We start from the raw sequence: 18,414 nt of genomic DNA, 5'->3' as shown, positions 1-18,414 counted from the left end.
CGCACTATCACTCAATCAAACATCACTCAATCAGACGGTTAGGTGCCGCAGCGCTGTCAGCCAGTTCGGCGTTCAGCTCGGCCATTTGCTCGCGGCTCAATTCACTGCCGTGGCGGGCCAATACGTTTTCCGCCAGGGCGGCAGGCGCCGCCGTGTCATTGGCCCCCGCTTCGCCACGCAGCAGCTCAAGGATGCGCACGCTGAGCTTATCGATGCTGGAACTCTCGCTGAGTTCCATCACCGGCAGGCGAATGCCGAAGCGTTCTTCCAGCGCCACCACCAACTCGACACTCATCAACGAGTCCAGGCCCAGCTCCTGCAGAGGACGCTGGGTGTCCAGGCGCGCGGCCGGCAAGCGCAGAATCTCGCAGACTTCGTGCTTGAGCAGTTCGACGAAACGCTCCAGCAGTTGCTCGTCATCAAGCTCGGCGAGCATGCGCTGGATGTCCTCGGCGTCATTCTCGTCGTCCTGGTCGCCGCCATGGGCGCGGACCAGTTCGAGGAAGCGCGGGGTCGCAGCGCTGGGCAGGAAGCGCGACAGGGCTTTCCACTCCAGCTCCAGCACGCCGATCCCGTCGTCACCCTTGAGCAGCATCTGCTCCAGGTGCGCCAACGCCACTTCGGCGCGTAACGCGGCGCCCCCCATGCGGCTTTGCAGCGCATCCTTGATCTGCTCGTTGCGCGCCAGGAAGCCAACGTCGTCGATCGCCCCCCAGAGCACGGCGGTGGCAGCCAGGCCGTGACCACGACGATGCCGAGCCAACGCTTCGAGCCAATAGTTGGCAGCCACGTAGTTGGCCTGGCCCGGGTTGCCGAACAGGGTGGTGGCCGAGGAGAACATCACGAAGAAGTCCAACGGCAACTCACGGGTCAGCTCATGCAGGTATTGCGCGCCCTTGGCTTTGGGCTCCAGCACGCGCTGCAGTTGTTCGGCATCAAGGTTGCGAATCAGACTGTCGTCGATCACTGTCGCCGCATGCACCAGGCCACGTAACGGATACGGGCTGGCGGCAATGCGCTCGAACACACCGCGCACCTGCATCACATCGGTGATGTCGCACGCCAGCGCTTGCACGTCGATACCCTGCGCCTGCCAGGCGGCCAGGCACGGCTGCGCCTCGACACTGGCCGGGCCACGACGACCAAGCAGCACCAGGTGCCGCGCGCCCTTGTCCACCAGCCACTGCGCGGTGCGCAGGCCGAAGCCGCCCAGGCCGCCCGTGACCAGGTAGGTCGCCTCGGCGCTGAGTTGCAACGACTGCACTGGCTGTTCGCGGGTTTCCACCAGGCGTTCGATCGGGTTGCCATAGGTCACCACGATCTTGCCGATCTGCCGCGCCTGCTGCATGTAGCGGAAGGCCTCGGTCACGTGGTTGGCGTCGAATTCGCGGAACGGCAACGGGTGCAGGATGCCCTGCTCGAACAGTTCCATCATTTGCCCGAACAGACGACGGGTCAGGTCCGGACGCTCGCTCATCAACTGGTCGGCGTCGATGCCGAAGTAGCTGATGTTGTTGCGGAACGGACGCAGGCCGATGCGGGTGTTCTGGTAGAAGTCACGCTTGCCCAGTTCCAGGAAGCGGCCGAATGGCTTAAGCACCTGGAAGTTGCGGTTGATCGCTTCGCCAGCCAGGGAGTTGAGCACCACGTCAACGCCACGCCCGTCGGTCAGGGCCAACACCTCATCGGCATAGGCCAGGGAACGCGAATCAAAGACCTTGTCGACCCCCAGCAGACGCAGGAAGTCGCGCTTCTCATCGCTGCCGGCGGTGGCATAGATCTCGGCACCACACCACTTGGCGATCTGGATCGCGGCAATCCCGACACCACCGGCGGCGCCGTGGATCAGCACCTTCTCGCCGGGCTCCAGACGCGCCAGATGATGCAGCGCGTAGTACACGGTGAAGAAAGTACTTGGGATGGTCGCCGCCGCCTCGAAGGACATGCCCTCGGGGATGCGAGCCACGGCATTGGCGTTGGTCACCAGGCGGTTGGCGAAACTGCGCGGACCGAAGCCCACTACGCGGTCGCCCAGGGCGAAGTCGCCGAACACCGCAGACCCTTTGCCGTGCACCACACCGGAAAACTCAAAGCCCATGGTCGGCCCGGAGAAGCCATTTTCGATGGCCTCATCGGACAGCAGGCCGAGGGCAAACATCACGTCACGGAAGTTCAGGCCAGTGGCGCGCACTTCAATGTCCAGTTCGTCCGCCGCCGGCGCGGTCAGCTCGCGGGCTTCCCAGCGCAGGTTACGCAGTTGCCCCGGCAGGTCGAAGCCCAGGCTGATGCGCGTGTTGCCGTCGGCACTGGCACCGTTTTGTTCGTGCAGGACACGCAAGCGCGGCACATAACGCTGGCCGTCGGCGCTGATCGCCACTTCGGTCTCGGCGTCGGCGTGCAACAGGGCCGCGACCAGGCTGGCGACAGGCGCAGCGCAGGCCAGGTCGAGCAGACGGATCCGGCAACTGGCAGATTCGTTCGCCAGGGTCCGGCCGAAGCCCCAGAACGCCGCATCGGCAATGGCATCGACAGCGCTGCTTTGTTCGGCAGCGTACAGGTGACCCGCCGCGCCACGGGTCAGCAGCCAGCACTGTGGCGCGATCGCCAGCGACTCGCAGGCCTGGACCAGCGCCGCAGCCAGCATGCACCGCGCGCCCTGGCCATCGAGCCCTTGGCTGCTGTCAAAACCGGCCAGGTGCAACACGTGCTCTGGCGCTTGATCCAACGCCGCAAGTTGTTGCGCCAGGGACTGCGCATCACCTGGGTGCAACAGGCTGACCTGCTGGCCTTGCTCACGCAGGGCCTGGGCCAGTTGCTCGGCAGCCGCCTGCCCGGATTCGGCCAGCAACGCCCAGCGTTGCACGGTGACCTCCGGCAAAGTGGCCGCGGCACTCGCGCCATGACCGGCCAGCAGCAGGTAACTGCCGCAGGCATTGCCCGGCAATGCTTCCAGGGTGTGGCTGACGCTCAGGCCGTGACGCTGCAACTCATGCAGCCAGAACTGCGGCCGCTGTTGACGCGACAATGCCTGCTCCGGGCCGGCCAGCCACCAGTCGGCCTGGGCACCGAACACGAAGTCGGCCCAGCGCGTCGGGTGTTGCGCCAGCACGGCCAACTGCCCGTGCGGGTTGAGGTGGCTGGCTGCCTGGCGCAGCGCTTCGCCAATGTTGTCCAGGGCCGCCAGGTCGGTCGGCAACAGCACCCAGTCGTAACCTGCGGCGCCGCTCAGTTGTTCAAAATCGATGACCTGCAGTGCCGGGCAATCATCGCCGAGCATCTGTGCCAGCTCGGGTTCTGCTACGCAGTAGCTGTAGTCGACGCGATCAAAATCGATTCCCGCGTACAGCGATTCGGCAAAGGATGAACCGCCAAAACCAAACTCCAGCACCCGCAGGCGCTGCCCGGCCGGCAACGCGGCGAGGCGCTGGGCCAGGGTTTCGCGCAGGCCGGCGAGCAGCCGCTGCTGACCTGCGGCACCCAGCACCAGGCGCGACAGATTGGCACCGCTGGTTTCCCGTGGCAGCAACTGCTCCAGGGTCTGGCGAGCGTCGAGCAGGGACAGCAGGTGGCGACCGATGCGGCCCACCGAATGGATGATCTGGAAGTGCTCCGGATAGCTCTGGAACAGCTCCTGCCAGATGGCTTCGGAAGCCGGACGCTCGCCGACCTCGGCGACGCACCAGTTGCCGTCGGCATCGCAATCCAGGCTGCCGTCTTCCAGGCCCTGGCGCAGCAAGGTCGCCAGGTAATCGCTCGGCACACCGTCCTGTTGCGACCACAACGCAACCTGTTCGGCGCTCAAGCGGCCACCGGCCTGCTCGACCAGGTCCTGCACGAAGCTCGCGCACAGGGCATCGAGCAACGGCTCGACTTCATTGAGATAACGCTGCTGCACCGGCTCATCGGCCAGCCCCTGCAGGTGTTCAACCAGTGGCGTGGTGCTGCTGGCCGCACGCAGCACGGGCACCACCTGACCTGGCGCGGCGAGGCCAACGTGGGCCAGGCGCTTGATGTCATGGGAGCGGTCGCGTTGCAGGCGCACGCCACGGAAACGTGCGTCCTTGATGAACAACACCGCTGCGCCGCTCGCGTCGTACAGGGTGAAATCCACCAGCAACGAATGCTCGGTACGCTTGAGCTGACGCACTTGGGCCAGGCACGGCACGCCGCCGGCCTTGGCAAAGGCAACACGCCCCAGCTTGACCGGGATGAACGCCAGGCCCTTGTTGCTGCCCGGCTGACCGACCAGCAATTCGGTGATCAACTGGAACGCACCGTCGAGCAAGGCGGGATGCAGGTGCAGGGTCGCCAGCTCTTGGCTGATGGCCTGGGGCACGCTCAATTGCGCCAGGATGTGCGCCGGTTCGACCCACACCGCCGCCACGGCCTGATAGGCCGGACCATAGTTCAGGCCCACGGCCCGGGTCAGCGCCAGATGCTGTTCGCCGGTGAAGTCGGCCGGGCGCTGTGGCAGGGCCGGCGCACGGGTGCCGAGCAATACGCCACGGGCTTCGCCGGGCAGGCGCGCGACCACGTGCTGGACCCACTCTTCACGTTGGGCCAGGCTGCGCGAGGTGATCCGCAGGGTGCCGTCGGCCTCCTCGATGTTGACCCGGATCTTCTTGCTGCCTTCGTTGCCGAGCAACAGCGGGTTGTGAATCTCCAGCTCTTCGATGTCGACGAACTCGCCCGGCTGATGCAGCAAGGCCACGGCCAGCGCCAACTCGGTGAAACCGGCGCCAGGGAACAACACCGCTTCACCGACCTTGTGGTCAGCCAGGGTCGGGAACAGTTGCGTGTCGAGACGGTTTTCCCAGGTCAGGGCACGGTCGGCCAGCGGGTAGCCCAGCAATGGGTGCACACGTTCGCGCGCCAGCACGCCGAACGACTCGGCGCTGACCGGCAGTTCAAAACGTTCGCGCTGCCAGGCGTAGTTAGGCAGGCGCAGGTTGCTGCCGGCCACCGGGAATTGTTGCTGCCAATCCGGCTCGGCACCGGCGATCAACAGCCGCGCCACGCAACGCTCAAGCAGTGCCGCACTGTCGTCCTTGCGCAGCAAGGTAGCGAGCACCTGACCGGCCAGCTCGCGCTGGGTCAAGGCATCGCTGACGTAGGAGCGCAGGATCGGGTGCGGACCGACCTCGACGAACAGGTTGAAACCCTGCCCGACCAACTCGTCCATCGCGCCCTGGAACAGCACCGGGAAGCGAATGTTCTGCCACCAGTAACGGCTGTCCAGACGTTGACCGTCCAGCTCGCCGCCGACCACTGTGGAATAAAACGGAATCTTCGCACTGCGCGGGCGGATGTGCGCCAGATCGGCAATCACTTGCTGCTCGATCGGGTTCATCGCCGGGGAGTGGAAGGCATAGTCCAGGTCTAGCAGACGGACAAACACCTGGCGTTCGGTCAGGGCCTGTTCGAGTTCGCTGAGGGCATCGACAGGGCCGGCCACCGTAGCGCCTCGCGCACTGTTTTCGCCGGCCAGAACCACCTGATCGTCCAGCCCCAGTTCCACCAGCAATATCGCCGTGGCCTCGCCACTGAGACCAACGGCAGCCATTTTCCCGGTGCCGCGGGTCGTGCCCTGCAAACGGCTGCGATGGAAAATAACCTGGGTCGCGTCTTCCAGACTCAGTGCACCGCTGGCCCAGGCCGCGGCGACTTCGCCCACGCTGTGCCCGATCACTGCCGCCGGATGGAAGCCCTGGGCGGCCAGTACGCGAGTGACTGCCACCTGCAGGGCGAACAAGGCCGGCTGAGCGATCTCGGTGCGCGCATAACGCCCCTCGCCATTTTCACCCAACAGTTCAGCACGCAATGAATAGCCGGCCAGCGGCTGGAACAGCGCATCGACTTCGGCCACTGCGGCGTCGAACACCGGCTGGCCGAGCATCGCCCGGCCCATGCCTTGCCATTGCGAACCATTGCCGGAGTACACGAACACCGGGCCTTGGACTTTATCCAGGGCCTGGCCCACCTCAAGCACCGAGCTCAGCTCACTGAGGCTCGGGTCTTGGGCATAGTCGGCCAGTGCCTGCGCGGCCTCGGCCGGGTCGGCCGCGATCAACAGCAAACGATGGGGGTGGGCATCGCGGCGGAACATGGCCTGGTAGGCCACATCGTAATAATTGCCCTGCGGGTGGGCGGCCAGGTACTCGGCAAACCCCTCGGCCGTCGCACGCAGGCCTTCGGCATCCTTGGCGCTGAGCAGCAGCGGCACACGCCGGGTGTTGCCGGCAGCGGTGGACGCCGGCAGTGGCTCGGCACTTTGCAGGATCACGTGGGCGTTGGCGCCACCAAATCCGAAGGAGTTGATGCCGACGGTCAACTGCCCTTCAGCTTTCAGCGCGCGGCTTTCGGTGACCACCTGCAGGTTCAGGTCGGCAAACGGGATATTCGGGTTGAGTTCTTCAATGCCGATGGTCGCCGGCACTTCCCGTTCGATCAGGCAATTGAGGGCCTTCATCAGGCCGGCAACGCCGGAAGCTGCCTCGAGGTGACCGAGGTTGCTCTTGATCGAACCGATCGGCAACGGGTTGCCGGCCTTCCGGGCCTGGCCCAGGGCCTCACCGATGGCGCGGGTCTCGATCGGGTCGCCGACGGCCGTGCCCGTGCCGTGGGCTTCCAGGTAGTCGAGACTGCGACGGATCGATCCCGGCCTTGGCATAGGTGCGCTTGAGCAGCGCCGCCTGCGCATCGGCACTCGGCAGGGTCAGGCTCGACTTGCGTCCATCGGTGTTGACCGCACTGGCCGCAACCACCGCAAGAATCGGGTTGCCATCGGCCAGCGCCTGATCGTAATCCTTGAGCAGGAACAGACCACCGCCCTCGGAGCGCGCATAACCGTCGCCGCGCTCATCGAACGCCTGGCAGCGCCCGGTGCGCGAGAGCATCGAGGCCTTGGCGAAAATCATGAAGCCGAAGGGGTGCATGTGCAGGCTGATGCCGCCCGTCACGGCCTGGTCGATATCACCGCTGATGATCGCCTGGCAGGCCTGGTGGAAAGCCACCAGGGACGACGAGCACGCGGTATCGATGGCCATGCTCGGCCCGCGCAGGTCATAGAAAAAGGACAGACGGTTGGCGGCAATGCTCATGGTATTGCCGGTGGCGGTGGCCGCATCGATCGAGGCCAGGTCTTCGACCAGGCGATAGGCCTGCTCGACGCCAGCAATGCCCAGGTACACCCCGCAATTGCTGCCACGCAGGCTCGACGGCTTGACGCCGGCGTTCTCGAAGGTTTCCCAGCACATCTCCAGCAGGATGCGCTGCTGGGGGTCCATCACTGCCGCTTCACGGGGCGAAATATTGAAGAAGCCCGCGTCAAACGCACTGATGTCGCCCAGCGATCCGGCGGCGAAGGTGTAGCTGGTGGCAGGGTTGGCCTTGTCCGGGTGCAGGAACTCGGCATGGTCCCAGCGCGAGGCATCGACCTGGGTCACCAGGTCCTGCCCCGTCATCAGGTTCTGCCAGAAACTGCTGGTTGTGGAACCGGGGAAACGAAAAGAACAACCAACAATTGCTACCTGTCTACGCTTTGTCAAAACCCATTCCTTTAAAACGCTACCGGACACCGTCCCATCCTGCGGACAGCCGCATGCCTGGCCGATATATTTTTTGGCAAGTCGCTAAACGTCACCTGAGGATAATCTTTTTCATCTGGAGGTTGCCTTGCATAGCACGCCGGGGGGCGCAAGGCTGATGACCTGACGGTTACACGCAGGTAATCTTCAGACATATTTGTGGGAATAATACGCGGTCTCGACGGTCAGGGAAAACCCTAAGCGATGGTTGTTGGGTTAAATGTTCGAATTGGTTCACTGCGAAGAGAGACTCGGTTAGATGCTGTCTATAGGCCACTTCCTGAACATCTCAACTGTCACTTCGCAGTATCCGCTCAGCTAGACTGGGTTCACGGGCAACTTGGTCGCCGCCCTTGCACAACATGATCGGGAGCAATACGTACTCACCTTGAGCGTGGCTACTATGACCTGAACAATCTGACGAGGAATCGATATGAACAAGGCAGACGAGTTGGCGGCAAAACTCAGGAACCGCCTGCAACGAACCGACGAGACCGAGATCTGCACCGACACGGCTATCGACCACTGGCCGACCCAAGTCAACGACCTCTACCACCAGGTCGAAACCTGGCTGGCCCCATTGATCGAGGCAGGCCTTGGCATCCGCCGCAACCCCACTCACGTGTTCGAGCGCCATCCGAGCGGCGCCACCTATAACTACGCGATTGACCAGTTAGTACTCGAAGCCCTGCACCGCACCATCACGTTCGACCCGATAGCGCGTTTTTCAACCAAAGCCGACGGCCTGGTCGAAATTCACCTGCCGGGGAAAAACCTTCGCGCACTGCGTAGCATCGATGAGCACGGAGAGTCGCAATGGACCCTGCAGAAAATCCCGCCTCTGGGACAGGTCGCTCAAGCCCCGGTAGCCTGGAATGAAGAAAATCTACTGTGGATCGTAGAGGAAGGCCTGGGACTGTGACCCGGTCGATTGCCGCGCCGGCGACCGAGCACTATGGACACTTCGGCACAGCCCCCATCCGCTGACGCATGCCGGCGCTCGCCGCCGGCCCCGCCTGCACCGTGCATTGCGCCAATGGCACCAGATGCCCGTCAGCCATATCCGCCGTCATCAACTGCACTGGTCTGCCGGTCTCTCGCTCGACAATCTGCACGCTCTCCCCTTCCGGCGCAAAGTGCCTGTTACCCCACGCCACAAAAGCCATGAGCACCACGCGAAAGTCCTCCCCACGAGCAGTTGGCACGTATTCATAACGCAAAGGCCGCTGACTGTAGGCGTGGCGCTCCAGCAACCCATCCTCAACCAATGAGTTAAGGCGGCGAGTGAGCATGTTCGGCGCAATGTCCAAGCTGCGGGAAAACTCGTCGAATCGGCGCAGCCCGTGCAAGGCATCACGCATGATCAAGATACTCCACCACTCACCGACCCTTTCCAGGCTGCGGGCGATCGGGCATTCGGCGTGGGCCAGGGTTTTGCGTTGCATGACGGCTCCTTGGGTGATGCGCTCGGACATTTGTCGTTCGAGCATGTTACTTTCATGATGATAGTTACGTCCACACATCACTATCCCCGACAAATCTGAAGGAGTTGGACCGTCATGAGCAAACGCATTGTTGTCACAGGCATGGGCGCACTGACCCCGCTGGGCTGCGGAGTCGAACCGGTTTGGCGACGCCTGCTGGCGGGACAATCCGGCATTCGCCGACTTCCAGAATCGCTGATTGGCGACCTGTCGATCAGCATCGGCGGCCAGGTTCCCGATCGAACGCAGGACCCTGAAGCCGGCTTCGATCCCGACCAACTGTTGGCGGCGAAAGAACAGCGCAAAATGGATCGCTTCATTCTGTTTGCCCTGGCCGCCGCCCATGAAGCCCTGGCACAAGCGGGCTGGGCGCCGCAGACCGCGGAGCAGCAGGAGCGCACTGCGACCATTATCGCCTCGGGTGTGGGTGGCTTTCCGGCGATCGCCGAGGCCGTACGCACCACGGACAGCAAGGGGCCGCGTCGCCTGTCGCCCTTCACCATCCCGTCGTTCCTGAGCAACATGGCCGCTGGCCACGTTTCAATCCAGCATGGCCTCAAGGGACCGCTGGGCGCCCCAGTGACGGCGTGCGCCGCTGGGGTTCAAGCCATTGGCGACGCCGCGCGAATGATCCGCGCCGGGGAAGTGGACGTTGCCGTTTGTGGTGGGGCTGAAGCGGCCATTCACCGCGTCAGCCTGGCCGGCTTCGCGGCGGCACGAGCGCTATCCAGCGATCACAATGAAACACCCGAACAGGCCTCTCGCCCCTTCGATACAGCGCGCGACGGTTTTGTCATGGGCGAAGGCGCCGGCCTGCTGGTGATCGAAGAACTGGAACATGCCCTGGCTCGTGGCGCCAAACCGATCGCAGAACTGGTGGGCTATGGCACCAGTGCCGATGCCTACCACATGACCGCCGGCCCGGAAGACGGAGACGGCGCCCGCCGAGCCATGCAACAAGCCCTGCGCCAGGCCGGCGTGCAAGCATCCCAGGTCCAGCACTTGAACGCCCACGCCACCTCGACCCCAGTCGGCGACAAAGGGGAACTGGCGGCGATCAAGACCGTGTTCGGCACCCACAGCGGCCTGGCGATCAGCGCCACCAAATCCGCCACTGGCCACCTGCTCGGGGCTGCCGGCGGCATCGAAGCGATCTTCGCCATCCTGGCCCTGCGTGACCAGGTCGCGCCGGCAACCCTAAACCTACAAGACGCGGACAGCGCTGCCGACGGCCTTGACTTGGTTCGCGGCGAGGCTCGGTACATGCCGATGGAATATGCACTGTCCAACGGCTTCGGGTTTGGCGGGGTGAATGCCAGCGTGCTGTTTCGGCGCTGGGTTTAAGCGCGCAAACCGGATGCATCGAGGGCGCCCCTGGCGGTCGCCCTCGGCTTTTCCCGCCAGGAACTTTGCGCCTGATTCCCCCCTAGAGACTGACCATCAATCCGGACGCCCCCACCCTCCGCCGCCCAGCGCTTGCACCGTACACCCTCAAAACAAGCTACAACCCCATTCCAGAGCCTTCAAACAAAAAATAATGAGTGATTTTTCGAGCGCTAGTGGTTAGTGCGCCCGCGAGAAGGAGGCGATATGCCATCACTCCCTTCTAAACAAAGTACGTCGGGAAACCCCGCTGAAAAACGCACGAACCCTGACCACCGCCGGCATGTAGGCGCAGCAGCAACGAGCAGCATCACATTATTGACTGAACACTTGGGTGCACAATGGCAGGAGCAATAAGAAACCGGTAATGGCGTCATCAGCAACGGCACTGTTACCGATTACGAGTACATCAAGATCGGCGGCAAACGTATCAGGCACATCCGCTGCCAGAACTATCTGGACAGCATGATCAAACCAGGCAACACCGTGCGACTTTCCTGCGTCAAATCCCTTGGCAAGCACACTGTTTATGCCGCCTAGGAAAGCAACGGCGAAGTGTCCAAGAACCCACTTCGGCATGCCATGGTCAACTCCGGCATAGTGGTGGTGCTCTGTGTGCTGGTGCTGTTCTTCCCGGCCATCGCCCTGTATGTATCGGGCTTGTTCACCTTCTTCGGGGTGACAGGCCTGCTCACCTGGCTTGGCTCCAAGAGCCACTACCAGGCCCGCAACGCACTGGATAATCTGCCGGCACCCGCAGTAGCCAGTTAAATAGTGTCAGACGCCACGAGCCTCGTCCGGGCGCCTCGACGCAACCCCAACCCACCCTCCATTCCTGATAAACTCCTCGCCCCGCCTCACCCTCCTGATTCAGATACCCATGCCTCATTCAACCGCATCGACTACTCCCCCAGTTTTTTCTCGCCGGTTTTCCGTTGCGCCGATGATGGATTGGACCGACCGCCATTGCCGTTTCTTCCTGCGCCTGCTCTCCAAACACGCCTTGCTCTACACCGAAATGGTCACCACCGGTGCCTTGCTCAACGGTGATCACGAGCGTTTCCTGCGGCACAACGAGGCGGAGCATCCGCTGGCGTTGCAGTTGGGTGGCAGTGTTCCGCTGGATCTGGCGGCCTGTGCGCGGATGGCGCAGGAGCATGGGTATGACGAGGTGAACCTGAACGTCGGCTGCCCGAGTGATCGGGTGCAGAACAATATGATTGGTGCGTGCCTGATGGGGCATCCGCAGTTGGTGGCCGATTGTGTGAAGGCGATGCGCGATGCGGTGTCGATTCCGGTCACGGTCAAGCATCGGATCGGGATCAATGGACGTGACAGTTACGCGCAACTGCGTGATTTCGTCGGTACGGTGCGCGATGCCGGCTGCACCAGTTTTACCGTGCATGCGCGAATTGCGATTCTTGAGGGGTTGTCGCCCAAGGAGAACCGCGATATTCCACCGCTGCGCTATGACGTGGCGGCGCAGCTGAAGGCGGATTTCCCGGAACTGGAGATCATCCTTAACGGCGGGATCAAGACGCTGGAGGCCTGCCATGAGCATTTGGCGACCTTTGACGGGGTGATGCTGGGGCGTGAGGCGTATCACAATCCTTATCTGCTGGCCGAGGTGGATCAGCAGCTGTTTGGCAGCACGGCGCCGGTGATCAGCCGGGCCGAGGCGCTGACGCAGTTGCGTCCGTACATCGCGGCACACCTTGAGGCCGGCGGCGCGATGCACCACATCACTCGGCATGTCCTGGGGCTCGGCACGGGCTTTCCGGGGGCGCGCAAGTTTCGGCAGTTGCTGTCGGTGGACATCCACAAGGCCAAGGACCCACTGGCCCTGCTCGATCAGGCGGCAGCGCTGCTGGAAGGCCGCTAGCCGTCGCCGCGATTGAACCTGTGGGCGGTTTTGCCATCGTAGTTAGCGGAGAGCGCCGGGCCTTTCAAACATCTGTTTTGCAGATGTTGCCGCCCAGGCCGTTGTTACGCATTTGCGCCCTTGAGTGGCTGTCAGCGCTCGGGTAATGTCAGCAGACCCACAGGATAGAGCACACCCATGACTTCCAAGCTGGAACAACTTAAACGATTCACCACCGTCGTGGCCGATACCGGCGATTTTGAAGCGATTGCCCGCGTCAAACCCGTGGACGCTACCACCAACCCCTCGTTGCTGCTCAAGGCTGCGGCCATTCCTGCCTATGCCGAACTGCTCAACGCCAGCGTTACCGACTGCAAGGGCGACGTAGGCCTGGCCAGTGACCGTTTTGGGGTCGCAGTGGGCCAGGAGATTCTCAAAGTGATTCCCGGGCGCATTTCCACTGAAGTGGATGCGCGCCTGTCGTTCGATACCGAGGCCATGCTCAAGCGTGCGCACCGCCTGATCGAGCTCTACGACAAGGCCGGCATCGGCCGTGAACGCGTGCTGATCAAGATCGCCTCCACCTGGGAAGGCATCCGCGCCGCTGAACAGTTGGAGCGCGAAGGCATCCAGACCAACCTGACCCTGCTGTTCTCCTTCGCCCAGGCAGTGGCCTGCGCCGAAGCCGGGGTGTTCCTGATTTCGCCGTTCGTGGGGCGCATCTACGACTGGTACAAGAAGGCCAACGGTACCGACTACAGTGGCGCCGATGATCCGGGCGTGCAGTCGGTGACGCGCATCTACAACTACTACAAGGCCAATGACTACAAGACCGTAGTCATGGGCGCGAGCTTCCGCAACCTCAATCAGATCGAGCAACTGGCGGGCTGCGATCGCCTGACCATCAGCCCTGATCTGATCGAGAAGCTGGCGGCCGACACCGGCAAGCTGGAGCGCCAACTGACGCCAGGCCATGCCGGCGAAGCACGCCAGAGCCTGAACGAGGCCCAATTCCGCTGGGCGTCCAACGAAGATGCAATGGCCACCGAGAAGCTGGCCGAAGGCATTCGTCAGTTTGCCCGGGACCAGGAAAAGCTGGAGGCGCTGCTGCAGGCCAAATTGTGAGGTCGATCTAGCCATGCAAAAAGGGCGAACCCTGTTGGGTTCGCCCTTTTTTGTCTGCGCGGTTTGACGCGGCGTTCACTTTGGCTGGCAAGCGGCCAGCCGAGGGACTACGGAAGCTATCAGTGCCGCTCGAGGGCGTTTACCAGGTCATGGAACGCTTCACGATTGGAGTCGTTGAGGCCCATGAGGATCTTGTGCGCTTCCAGCACCTTGATCCGCACCACTTCTTCGGACTGATCCTGGTCAGGCAGGTCGGTCAGACACTCCGGGCACGGCACCGGGCGGTCAACGATGTTGAACACCTGCTCGAAACCCATGGACTCCAACAGACGGGTGATGTCTTCGTGGGTGGTGACGACGGTCGGCAGCAGGCCGACCTTTTGCCGCGACATGATCGACAGCTTGGCCAACAGGCCCAGGGTGGTGCTGTCGATGCTGCGGGTTTCGGTCAGGTCGATCACGATCGCGTTGAAATTCAACGCAGTGAAGATCCGCTCGATAGTCGCATCCAACGCCGAACACAGGGTCAGGCGAACCTCACCGACGAACTTCAGGACAAAGGTGCCATCCTGCTCGGCGAACTGGATTCTACCGGTACTCATTGAAGATTCCTGCTCAACACTAACAGGGCGATATCATCCGGCATCTCCCCTAGCGTGGCCAATCCAAAAACCTGCCGCAGACCATCCAGGCTGCCGCCCGCCGATCTTACCCGTTGCGGTAAGGCGGCCTCTTTTTCTTTGAGTGTCGGTTCTGGCAAAAGGTCCAGAATGCCATCGGACATCAGCGTCAGGCTGAACACCGGTGGCAATTCGATGACGTGGTCTTCGTAGGTGGCTTCATTGAACAAGCCCACCGGCAGACCACGGCCTTCGAGGTATCCCACACTGTCTGGCGTGTACAACACTGGCAACGGCAGGTGTCCGCCGATGCTATAGGTCAACAAACCGGTCTCCTCGTCGATGACTCCACCGACCATCGTGACATGTTTGCCCAGCTTACAGCTGATCAGGCCCCGGTTGATATGGCCGAGTACCTCTGAAGGGGTGAATTCTGGCAAGGTGCCATTGCGCTTGGACTCGAACAGCAGGCGCGTGGTCATGAACTTCAGCAGCACGGTGACGAAGGCCGAAGACGCGCCATGCCCGGAAACGTCCGCCAGGTAGAACGCGACCCGGCGCTCGTCGACCCGAAAATAGTCGACAAAGTCACCCGACAGGTACAACGAGGGGATGATCTGGTGAGCGAACTTGAAGTCGTCGATGGTCCAGGGGCTCACCGGCAACATGTTCATCTGTACCTGGCGACCGGCGTTCTGGTCTTCCTGCAGCAGGTTCAGGCTGGCCTCGAGCTCACGGTTGGCGGTTTCGAGTTTGGTCCGGTAACGCTGGTTCTCCAGGAGCAGGCGCGCGCGATCCAGGGCTCGGCGCACAGAGTGCTCGAGCACAGCCAGGTCTTCCAGCGGCTTGATCAGGTAGTCTGCCGCGCCCAAGCGCAAGGCTTCGACCGCGTCGTTCATGACGCCGGCACCGGACACCACGATCACCGGTGTTTGCGGCGACAGGTCGGTCACCTGGCGAATGAGCTCGAGCCCGCCCATCTGCGGCATGCGCAGATCGCAGATCACGAGATCGGGGTGGCTTTGCTCGAATACCGCTAGTCCTTGCAGTCCATTGCTGGCCTGCAGGACGCTGAACCCACTGTCTTCCAAATAGGCCGCGAGACTCGCGCGCACTACTTCGTCGTCATCGATTATCAGCAGCGTGGCACTGGTTTTTTGCATGTGGGCAAACGGCGCCAGAATTAGGTTGGCGTAGCTGGCGGGGTGATTGGCCCGGCACACACTACTGGATTCGCTTTCTAGCCTCTCTGCTGCACTGCTTTCGAGCATTTGCCCGACACACATGTTCATCAGAGGTGCCCTTCTAAGGCGCAGACGGTACTCCCATCCGCGAGGCGTTTCAAGCTCACGCCGATGGTCATCAGGCGTCTTTGCCCTGCAAATCACCGGGAGTTATAAGAACCGTAAAGTTCGCAACAAAATGTAAGGATGGAACGCCTGCCTTAAAACGAAAAAGGCGGCCCATGGGCCGCCCTCCTCTTATCAAAGCGCCGACTCAGAAGTCGTCTTCGACCTGGCCATCCTTGACCTTGAATTCGCGGTTCTGCAGGTAGGCGTTGCGGATAAAGACGTACTTGTCGCCACTGATCAGCTTCTCGGCCGACAACAGGCTGGCACGGGCATCGATCACTTCCATGCCGAGCGCCATGTTGCGCGCTGGAACGTCGTGCATGTAGCGGTAGGGTTGGGCATAGCTGTCGACGTACATGGACGGTGCGTCACGCAGGGTGCTAGGGCCGAGGAGCGGCAGCATCACGTAAGGACCGCTGGGCATGCCCCAGTAGCCGAGTGTCTGGCCGAAGTCTTCGTCATTGCGGTGCAGGCCCATCTTGGTGCCCACATCGAAGAACCCGGCCAGGCCCAGGGTGGTGTTCATCAGCAGGCGCGCCGTGTCGACGCCCGCCGCGTGGGGTTTGGCCTGCAGGATGTCGTTGGCCAGGTTGCCGACGTCACCGATGTTGCGGAACATGTTGTGAATGCCGTCTTCGAGGAACTGCGGCGTGACGAACTGGTAGCCTTGGGCCAGAGGCTTAAGCGCGTAGGTGTCCAGCACGTCGTTGAAGGTGTAGATCGGGCGGTTGATGCTTTCCCAAGGATCTTCTTCGGTGGCCGCCTGGGCGGCGAACGGAACGAACAGAACGCCGGCAAACAGACTTAGTCGAGCCAGGCAATTGCTCCAGCGCATAGCAGAAACTCCTTGGATTGTACTGGCGCGGATCGCAAAACCCGCACGGTAAGCTCGCTAGTATAAGTCGGATGCCGGCTTTCAGGGAAACGCCCTACGACACTGCCTGTTTCCCCGGCCGGTCAAGAGAATGTCATTTAACTGTCACGAGGCCGGCCTACCCTCTCTGATTATTTCAGGGATGTTGAAATGGCCCAACCTCAAGTACACCCCCAAGCCCTCCCCCAACCCACCGCCGTGCTTTTTGGCCTGAGTGGCTGCCTGGTGGATTTTGGCGCACAAACCCGGCTCTACGGCAGCGGCAGCGCCCCACATGGCCAATTGACCCCTGGCGCCGAGCAGGCGTTGCTATCGCTGCGACTGCAAGGCATTCCCTGCACTTGGCTGGATGAATTACCCCACAGCCAGAGCCAGTCGCTGGCGGCCGAACTGCCTGACTGGATCACCGCCAGCCCACGCCCCCAGAGCATCGCCCCATGGCCGGCTCCCGCTGCCTGCTGGTCAGCATTGATGGCGCTGAACATCCATCGCCTGGACGGTTGTGTGCTGGTCAGCGGAGAGCCGCGCTTGCTGCAGTCGGGTCTCAACGCCGGGTTGTGGACCATTGGCCTCGCCTCCTGCGGCTCGCTCTGCGGCCTGGCGCCCAAGGAATGGCAAGCACTGAGCCGACAGGAGCGCGAACTCATGCGCGGCAAGGCGACCTTGCAACTGTTCGGTCTGGGCGTGCATTCGGTGATCGATCACCTCGGCGATCTCGACACCTGCCTGTCGGATATCGGCCTGCGCCGGCGCAAGGGCGAGAAGCCCTGATCGATCATTCTTGATCAAGATCATGCACTTCGCTCGCCAGTGGATTAATCTACAAGTCAGACGTAGACCTTTGGATCACTGCTGCGGTCTATGCCAGTGCCTATCGATAAAAGGAAAGTAGCCATGCCTGCCCGCGAACTGCAAGAACAGCTCAATACTCTGCGCGAGCAACTGGAGCAGAACCCGCCGCTCTCGCAGGAAGAACGTGACCACCTGCTGGACCTGATGACGCAGATCGACGCGCAACTGCAACTGGAAACCGCCACCAACGACAGCAGCCTGGCGGATGGCGTCAACCTGGCCGTGGAGCGCTTCGAACTCGACCACCCCGCGCTGGCCGCAACCCTGCGCAACATCGTGCAGACCCTGGGCAACATCGGGATCTGATCCACACGAACAAAAAAAGCCCCGCTGGCGATAGCGGGGCTTTTTCGTTTCTTGACCGACACACAGTCCATGTAGCAGCTGCCGAGCTAGCGAGGCAGCTGCTACGGGGCTTCGCGTTGGCTGTGCTTACTGGCGAACCAGGCGATGGTTGGGCAATTGCACGTCTTCGGTACTGCGGTACGGGTTGATGTCCAGCCCGCCCCGGCGCACATAACGCGCGTAGACGGTCAACTTCTCCGGCTTCAGCAGGCGCTGCAGGTCGAGGAAGATCCGCTCCACGCACTGTTCGTGGAAATCCGAGTGCTGGCGGAAGCTCACCAGGTACGCCAACAGACTGGCGTGATCCAATGCCGCACCACGGTACTGCACCGCCACGCTGCCCCAGTCCGGCTGGCTGGTGACCGGGCAGTTGGATTTGAGCAAATGGCTGTGCACGCTCTCCTCGACGATACGCGAGGCATCACAACGCAGCAGTTCCGGACGCGGGTGCTCGTAGTTGCTGACACTGATATCCAGGTCATCGATGCACACCCCCGGCAGGGCCACCACCCCTTCGGCCTGCACCTCGTTCAAGCTGCGAATGCGCACGCCCACCGGCTTGCCTGCAGCCGCAGACAGATCCTTGGCCAGGGTGGCTTGCAGGGTCTGGGTGTCGGCGAACGGCGTCTGGTTCAATGAGTTCAGGTACAGCTTGAACGACTTGGACTCAATGATGTTCGGCGAGTCAGCCGGGATGCTGAACTCACCGATGGCCACCACCGGCTTGCCCGACGGCAGCAGCCAGGACAGTTCGAAGCAGTTCCAGAAGTCCACGCCCTTGTACGGCAGGGTGTCGGCCGTCAGCCCCAGCTCGGCCCATTTTGCGGTGCGCGGGATCGGGAACAACAACGATGGCGTGTACGTGGCGATGTATTCGCTGGATTTGCCCAGCGGCGAGTGTTCGGCTGCGGGATGCATGGCGGAAACCTGAC

At 62.3% G+C, this 18,414-nt stretch carries 13 protein-coding genes and 1 pseudogene; 7 read left to right on the top strand and 7 right to left on the bottom strand.

The window, feature by feature from the left end; genetic code table 11:
* Positions 1–22 precede the first annotated feature (22 nt).
* Positions 23–7,547, bottom strand: a pseudogene (locus tag Q1W70_RS19615) (SDR family NAD(P)-dependent oxidoreductase).
* A 472-nt stretch (positions 7,548–8,019) separates the two neighbouring features.
* Here Q1W70_RS19615 and Q1W70_RS19610 point away from each other — a divergent pair.
* Positions 8,020–8,508 carry a hypothetical protein gene (locus Q1W70_RS19610; RefSeq protein ID WP_166589969.1) on the top strand — a complete coding sequence of 163 codons (489 nt, stop codon included), beginning with the start codon at positions 8,020–8,022 and terminating at the stop codon, positions 8,506–8,508.
* A 31-nt stretch (positions 8,509–8,539) separates the two neighbouring features.
* Here the strand turns inward: Q1W70_RS19610 and Q1W70_RS19605 are convergent, their stop codons facing one another.
* Complete coding sequence (locus Q1W70_RS19605) at positions 8,540–9,031, bottom strand: winged helix-turn-helix transcriptional regulator (RefSeq protein WP_166590023.1); 492 nt, start codon at positions 9,029–9,031, stop codon at positions 8,540–8,542.
* A 114-nt stretch (positions 9,032–9,145) separates the two neighbouring features.
* Here Q1W70_RS19605 and fabF point away from each other — a divergent pair, with 114 nt between their 5' ends.
* Entirely contained in the window at positions 9,146–10,414 is a 1,269-nt protein-coding gene (fabF, locus tag Q1W70_RS19600) for a beta-ketoacyl-ACP synthase II (RefSeq protein WP_265537975.1), read from the top strand.
* 354 nt (positions 10,415–10,768) lie between these two features.
* Here the strand turns inward: fabF and Q1W70_RS19595 are convergent, their stop codons facing one another.
* Positions 10,769–11,032, bottom strand: coding sequence for a hypothetical protein (locus Q1W70_RS19595; protein ID WP_232534549.1), 264 nt, complete (start codon positions 11,030–11,032; stop codon positions 10,769–10,771).
* Between Q1W70_RS19595 and Q1W70_RS19590 the strand changes: the two genes are divergently transcribed.
* The 3 genes from Q1W70_RS19590 to tal all read left to right on the top strand — a co-directional run bounded on the left by Q1W70_RS19590 (position 11,009) and on the right by tal (position 13,439).
* Positions 11,009–11,224: a hypothetical protein gene (locus tag Q1W70_RS19590; protein ID WP_232534550.1), complete on the top strand. Its 216-nt coding sequence runs from the start codon at positions 11,009–11,011 to the stop codon at positions 11,222–11,224. The two genes, Q1W70_RS19595 and Q1W70_RS19590, sit on opposite strands and share 24 nt — an antisense overlap.
* 109 nt (positions 11,225–11,333) lie before the next feature.
* Positions 11,334–12,335 carry a tRNA dihydrouridine(20/20a) synthase DusA gene (dusA, locus tag Q1W70_RS19585; RefSeq protein WP_185818159.1) on the top strand — a complete coding sequence of 334 codons (1,002 nt, stop codon included), beginning with the start codon at positions 11,334–11,336 and terminating at the stop codon, positions 12,333–12,335.
* A 177-nt stretch (positions 12,336–12,512) separates the two neighbouring features.
* Positions 12,513–13,439, top strand: coding sequence for a transaldolase (gene tal, locus Q1W70_RS19580; protein ID WP_166590018.1), 927 nt, complete (start codon positions 12,513–12,515; stop codon positions 13,437–13,439).
* A gap of 119 nt (positions 13,440–13,558) precedes the next feature.
* Here tal and rssC read toward each other — a convergent pair whose 3' ends face one another.
* From rssC to Q1W70_RS19565, 3 genes are all read right to left on the bottom strand, one after another.
* A complete protein-coding gene (gene rssC, locus Q1W70_RS19575) occupies positions 13,559–14,041 on the bottom strand; it encodes an anti-sigma factor antagonist RssC (RefSeq protein WP_095082307.1) in 483 nt (160 codons plus the stop codon).
* Positions 14,038–15,222: a two-component system response regulator RssB gene (rssB, locus tag Q1W70_RS19570; RefSeq protein WP_166590027.1), complete on the bottom strand. Its 1,185-nt coding sequence runs from the start codon at positions 15,220–15,222 to the stop codon at positions 14,038–14,040. Before rssB ends, rssC begins: the two co-directional genes overlap by 4 nt.
* Before the next feature lie 334 nt (positions 15,223–15,556).
* Complete coding sequence (locus tag Q1W70_RS19565) at positions 15,557–16,246, bottom strand: MlaA family lipoprotein (protein ID WP_166590019.1); 690 nt, start codon at positions 16,244–16,246, stop codon at positions 15,557–15,559.
* A gap of 189 nt (positions 16,247–16,435) precedes the next feature.
* Between Q1W70_RS19565 and pcrP the strand changes: the two genes are divergently transcribed.
* Both pcrP and Q1W70_RS19555 read left to right on the top strand, forming a co-directional pair.
* Positions 16,436–17,056 carry an HAD superfamily inactivated hydrolase PcrP gene (gene pcrP / locus Q1W70_RS19560; protein WP_182341326.1) on the top strand — a complete coding sequence of 207 codons (621 nt, stop codon included), beginning with the start codon at positions 16,436–16,438 and terminating at the stop codon, positions 17,054–17,056.
* Positions 17,057–17,179: 123 nt separating this feature from the next.
* Positions 17,180–17,443, top strand: coding sequence for a DUF4404 family protein (locus tag Q1W70_RS19555; protein ID WP_166591904.1), 264 nt, complete (start codon positions 17,180–17,182; stop codon positions 17,441–17,443).
* Positions 17,444–17,569: 126 nt separating this feature from the next.
* On the opposite strand, the gene queF is transcribed toward Q1W70_RS19555, so the two are convergent.
* Positions 17,570–18,400, bottom strand: coding sequence for an NADPH-dependent 7-cyano-7-deazaguanine reductase QueF (queF, locus tag Q1W70_RS19550; protein ID WP_166591903.1), 831 nt, complete (start codon positions 18,398–18,400; stop codon positions 17,570–17,572).
* Positions 18,401–18,414 lie beyond the last annotated feature (14 nt).

This window comes from Pseudomonas kielensis (assembly GCF_030505375.1).
Classification (GTDB): domain Bacteria; phylum Pseudomonadota; class Gammaproteobacteria; order Pseudomonadales; family Pseudomonadaceae; genus Aquipseudomonas; species Aquipseudomonas kielensis.
Note: the sequence above shows the minus strand (reverse complement) of the source record. Positions and strands in the feature narration are given on the sequence as shown.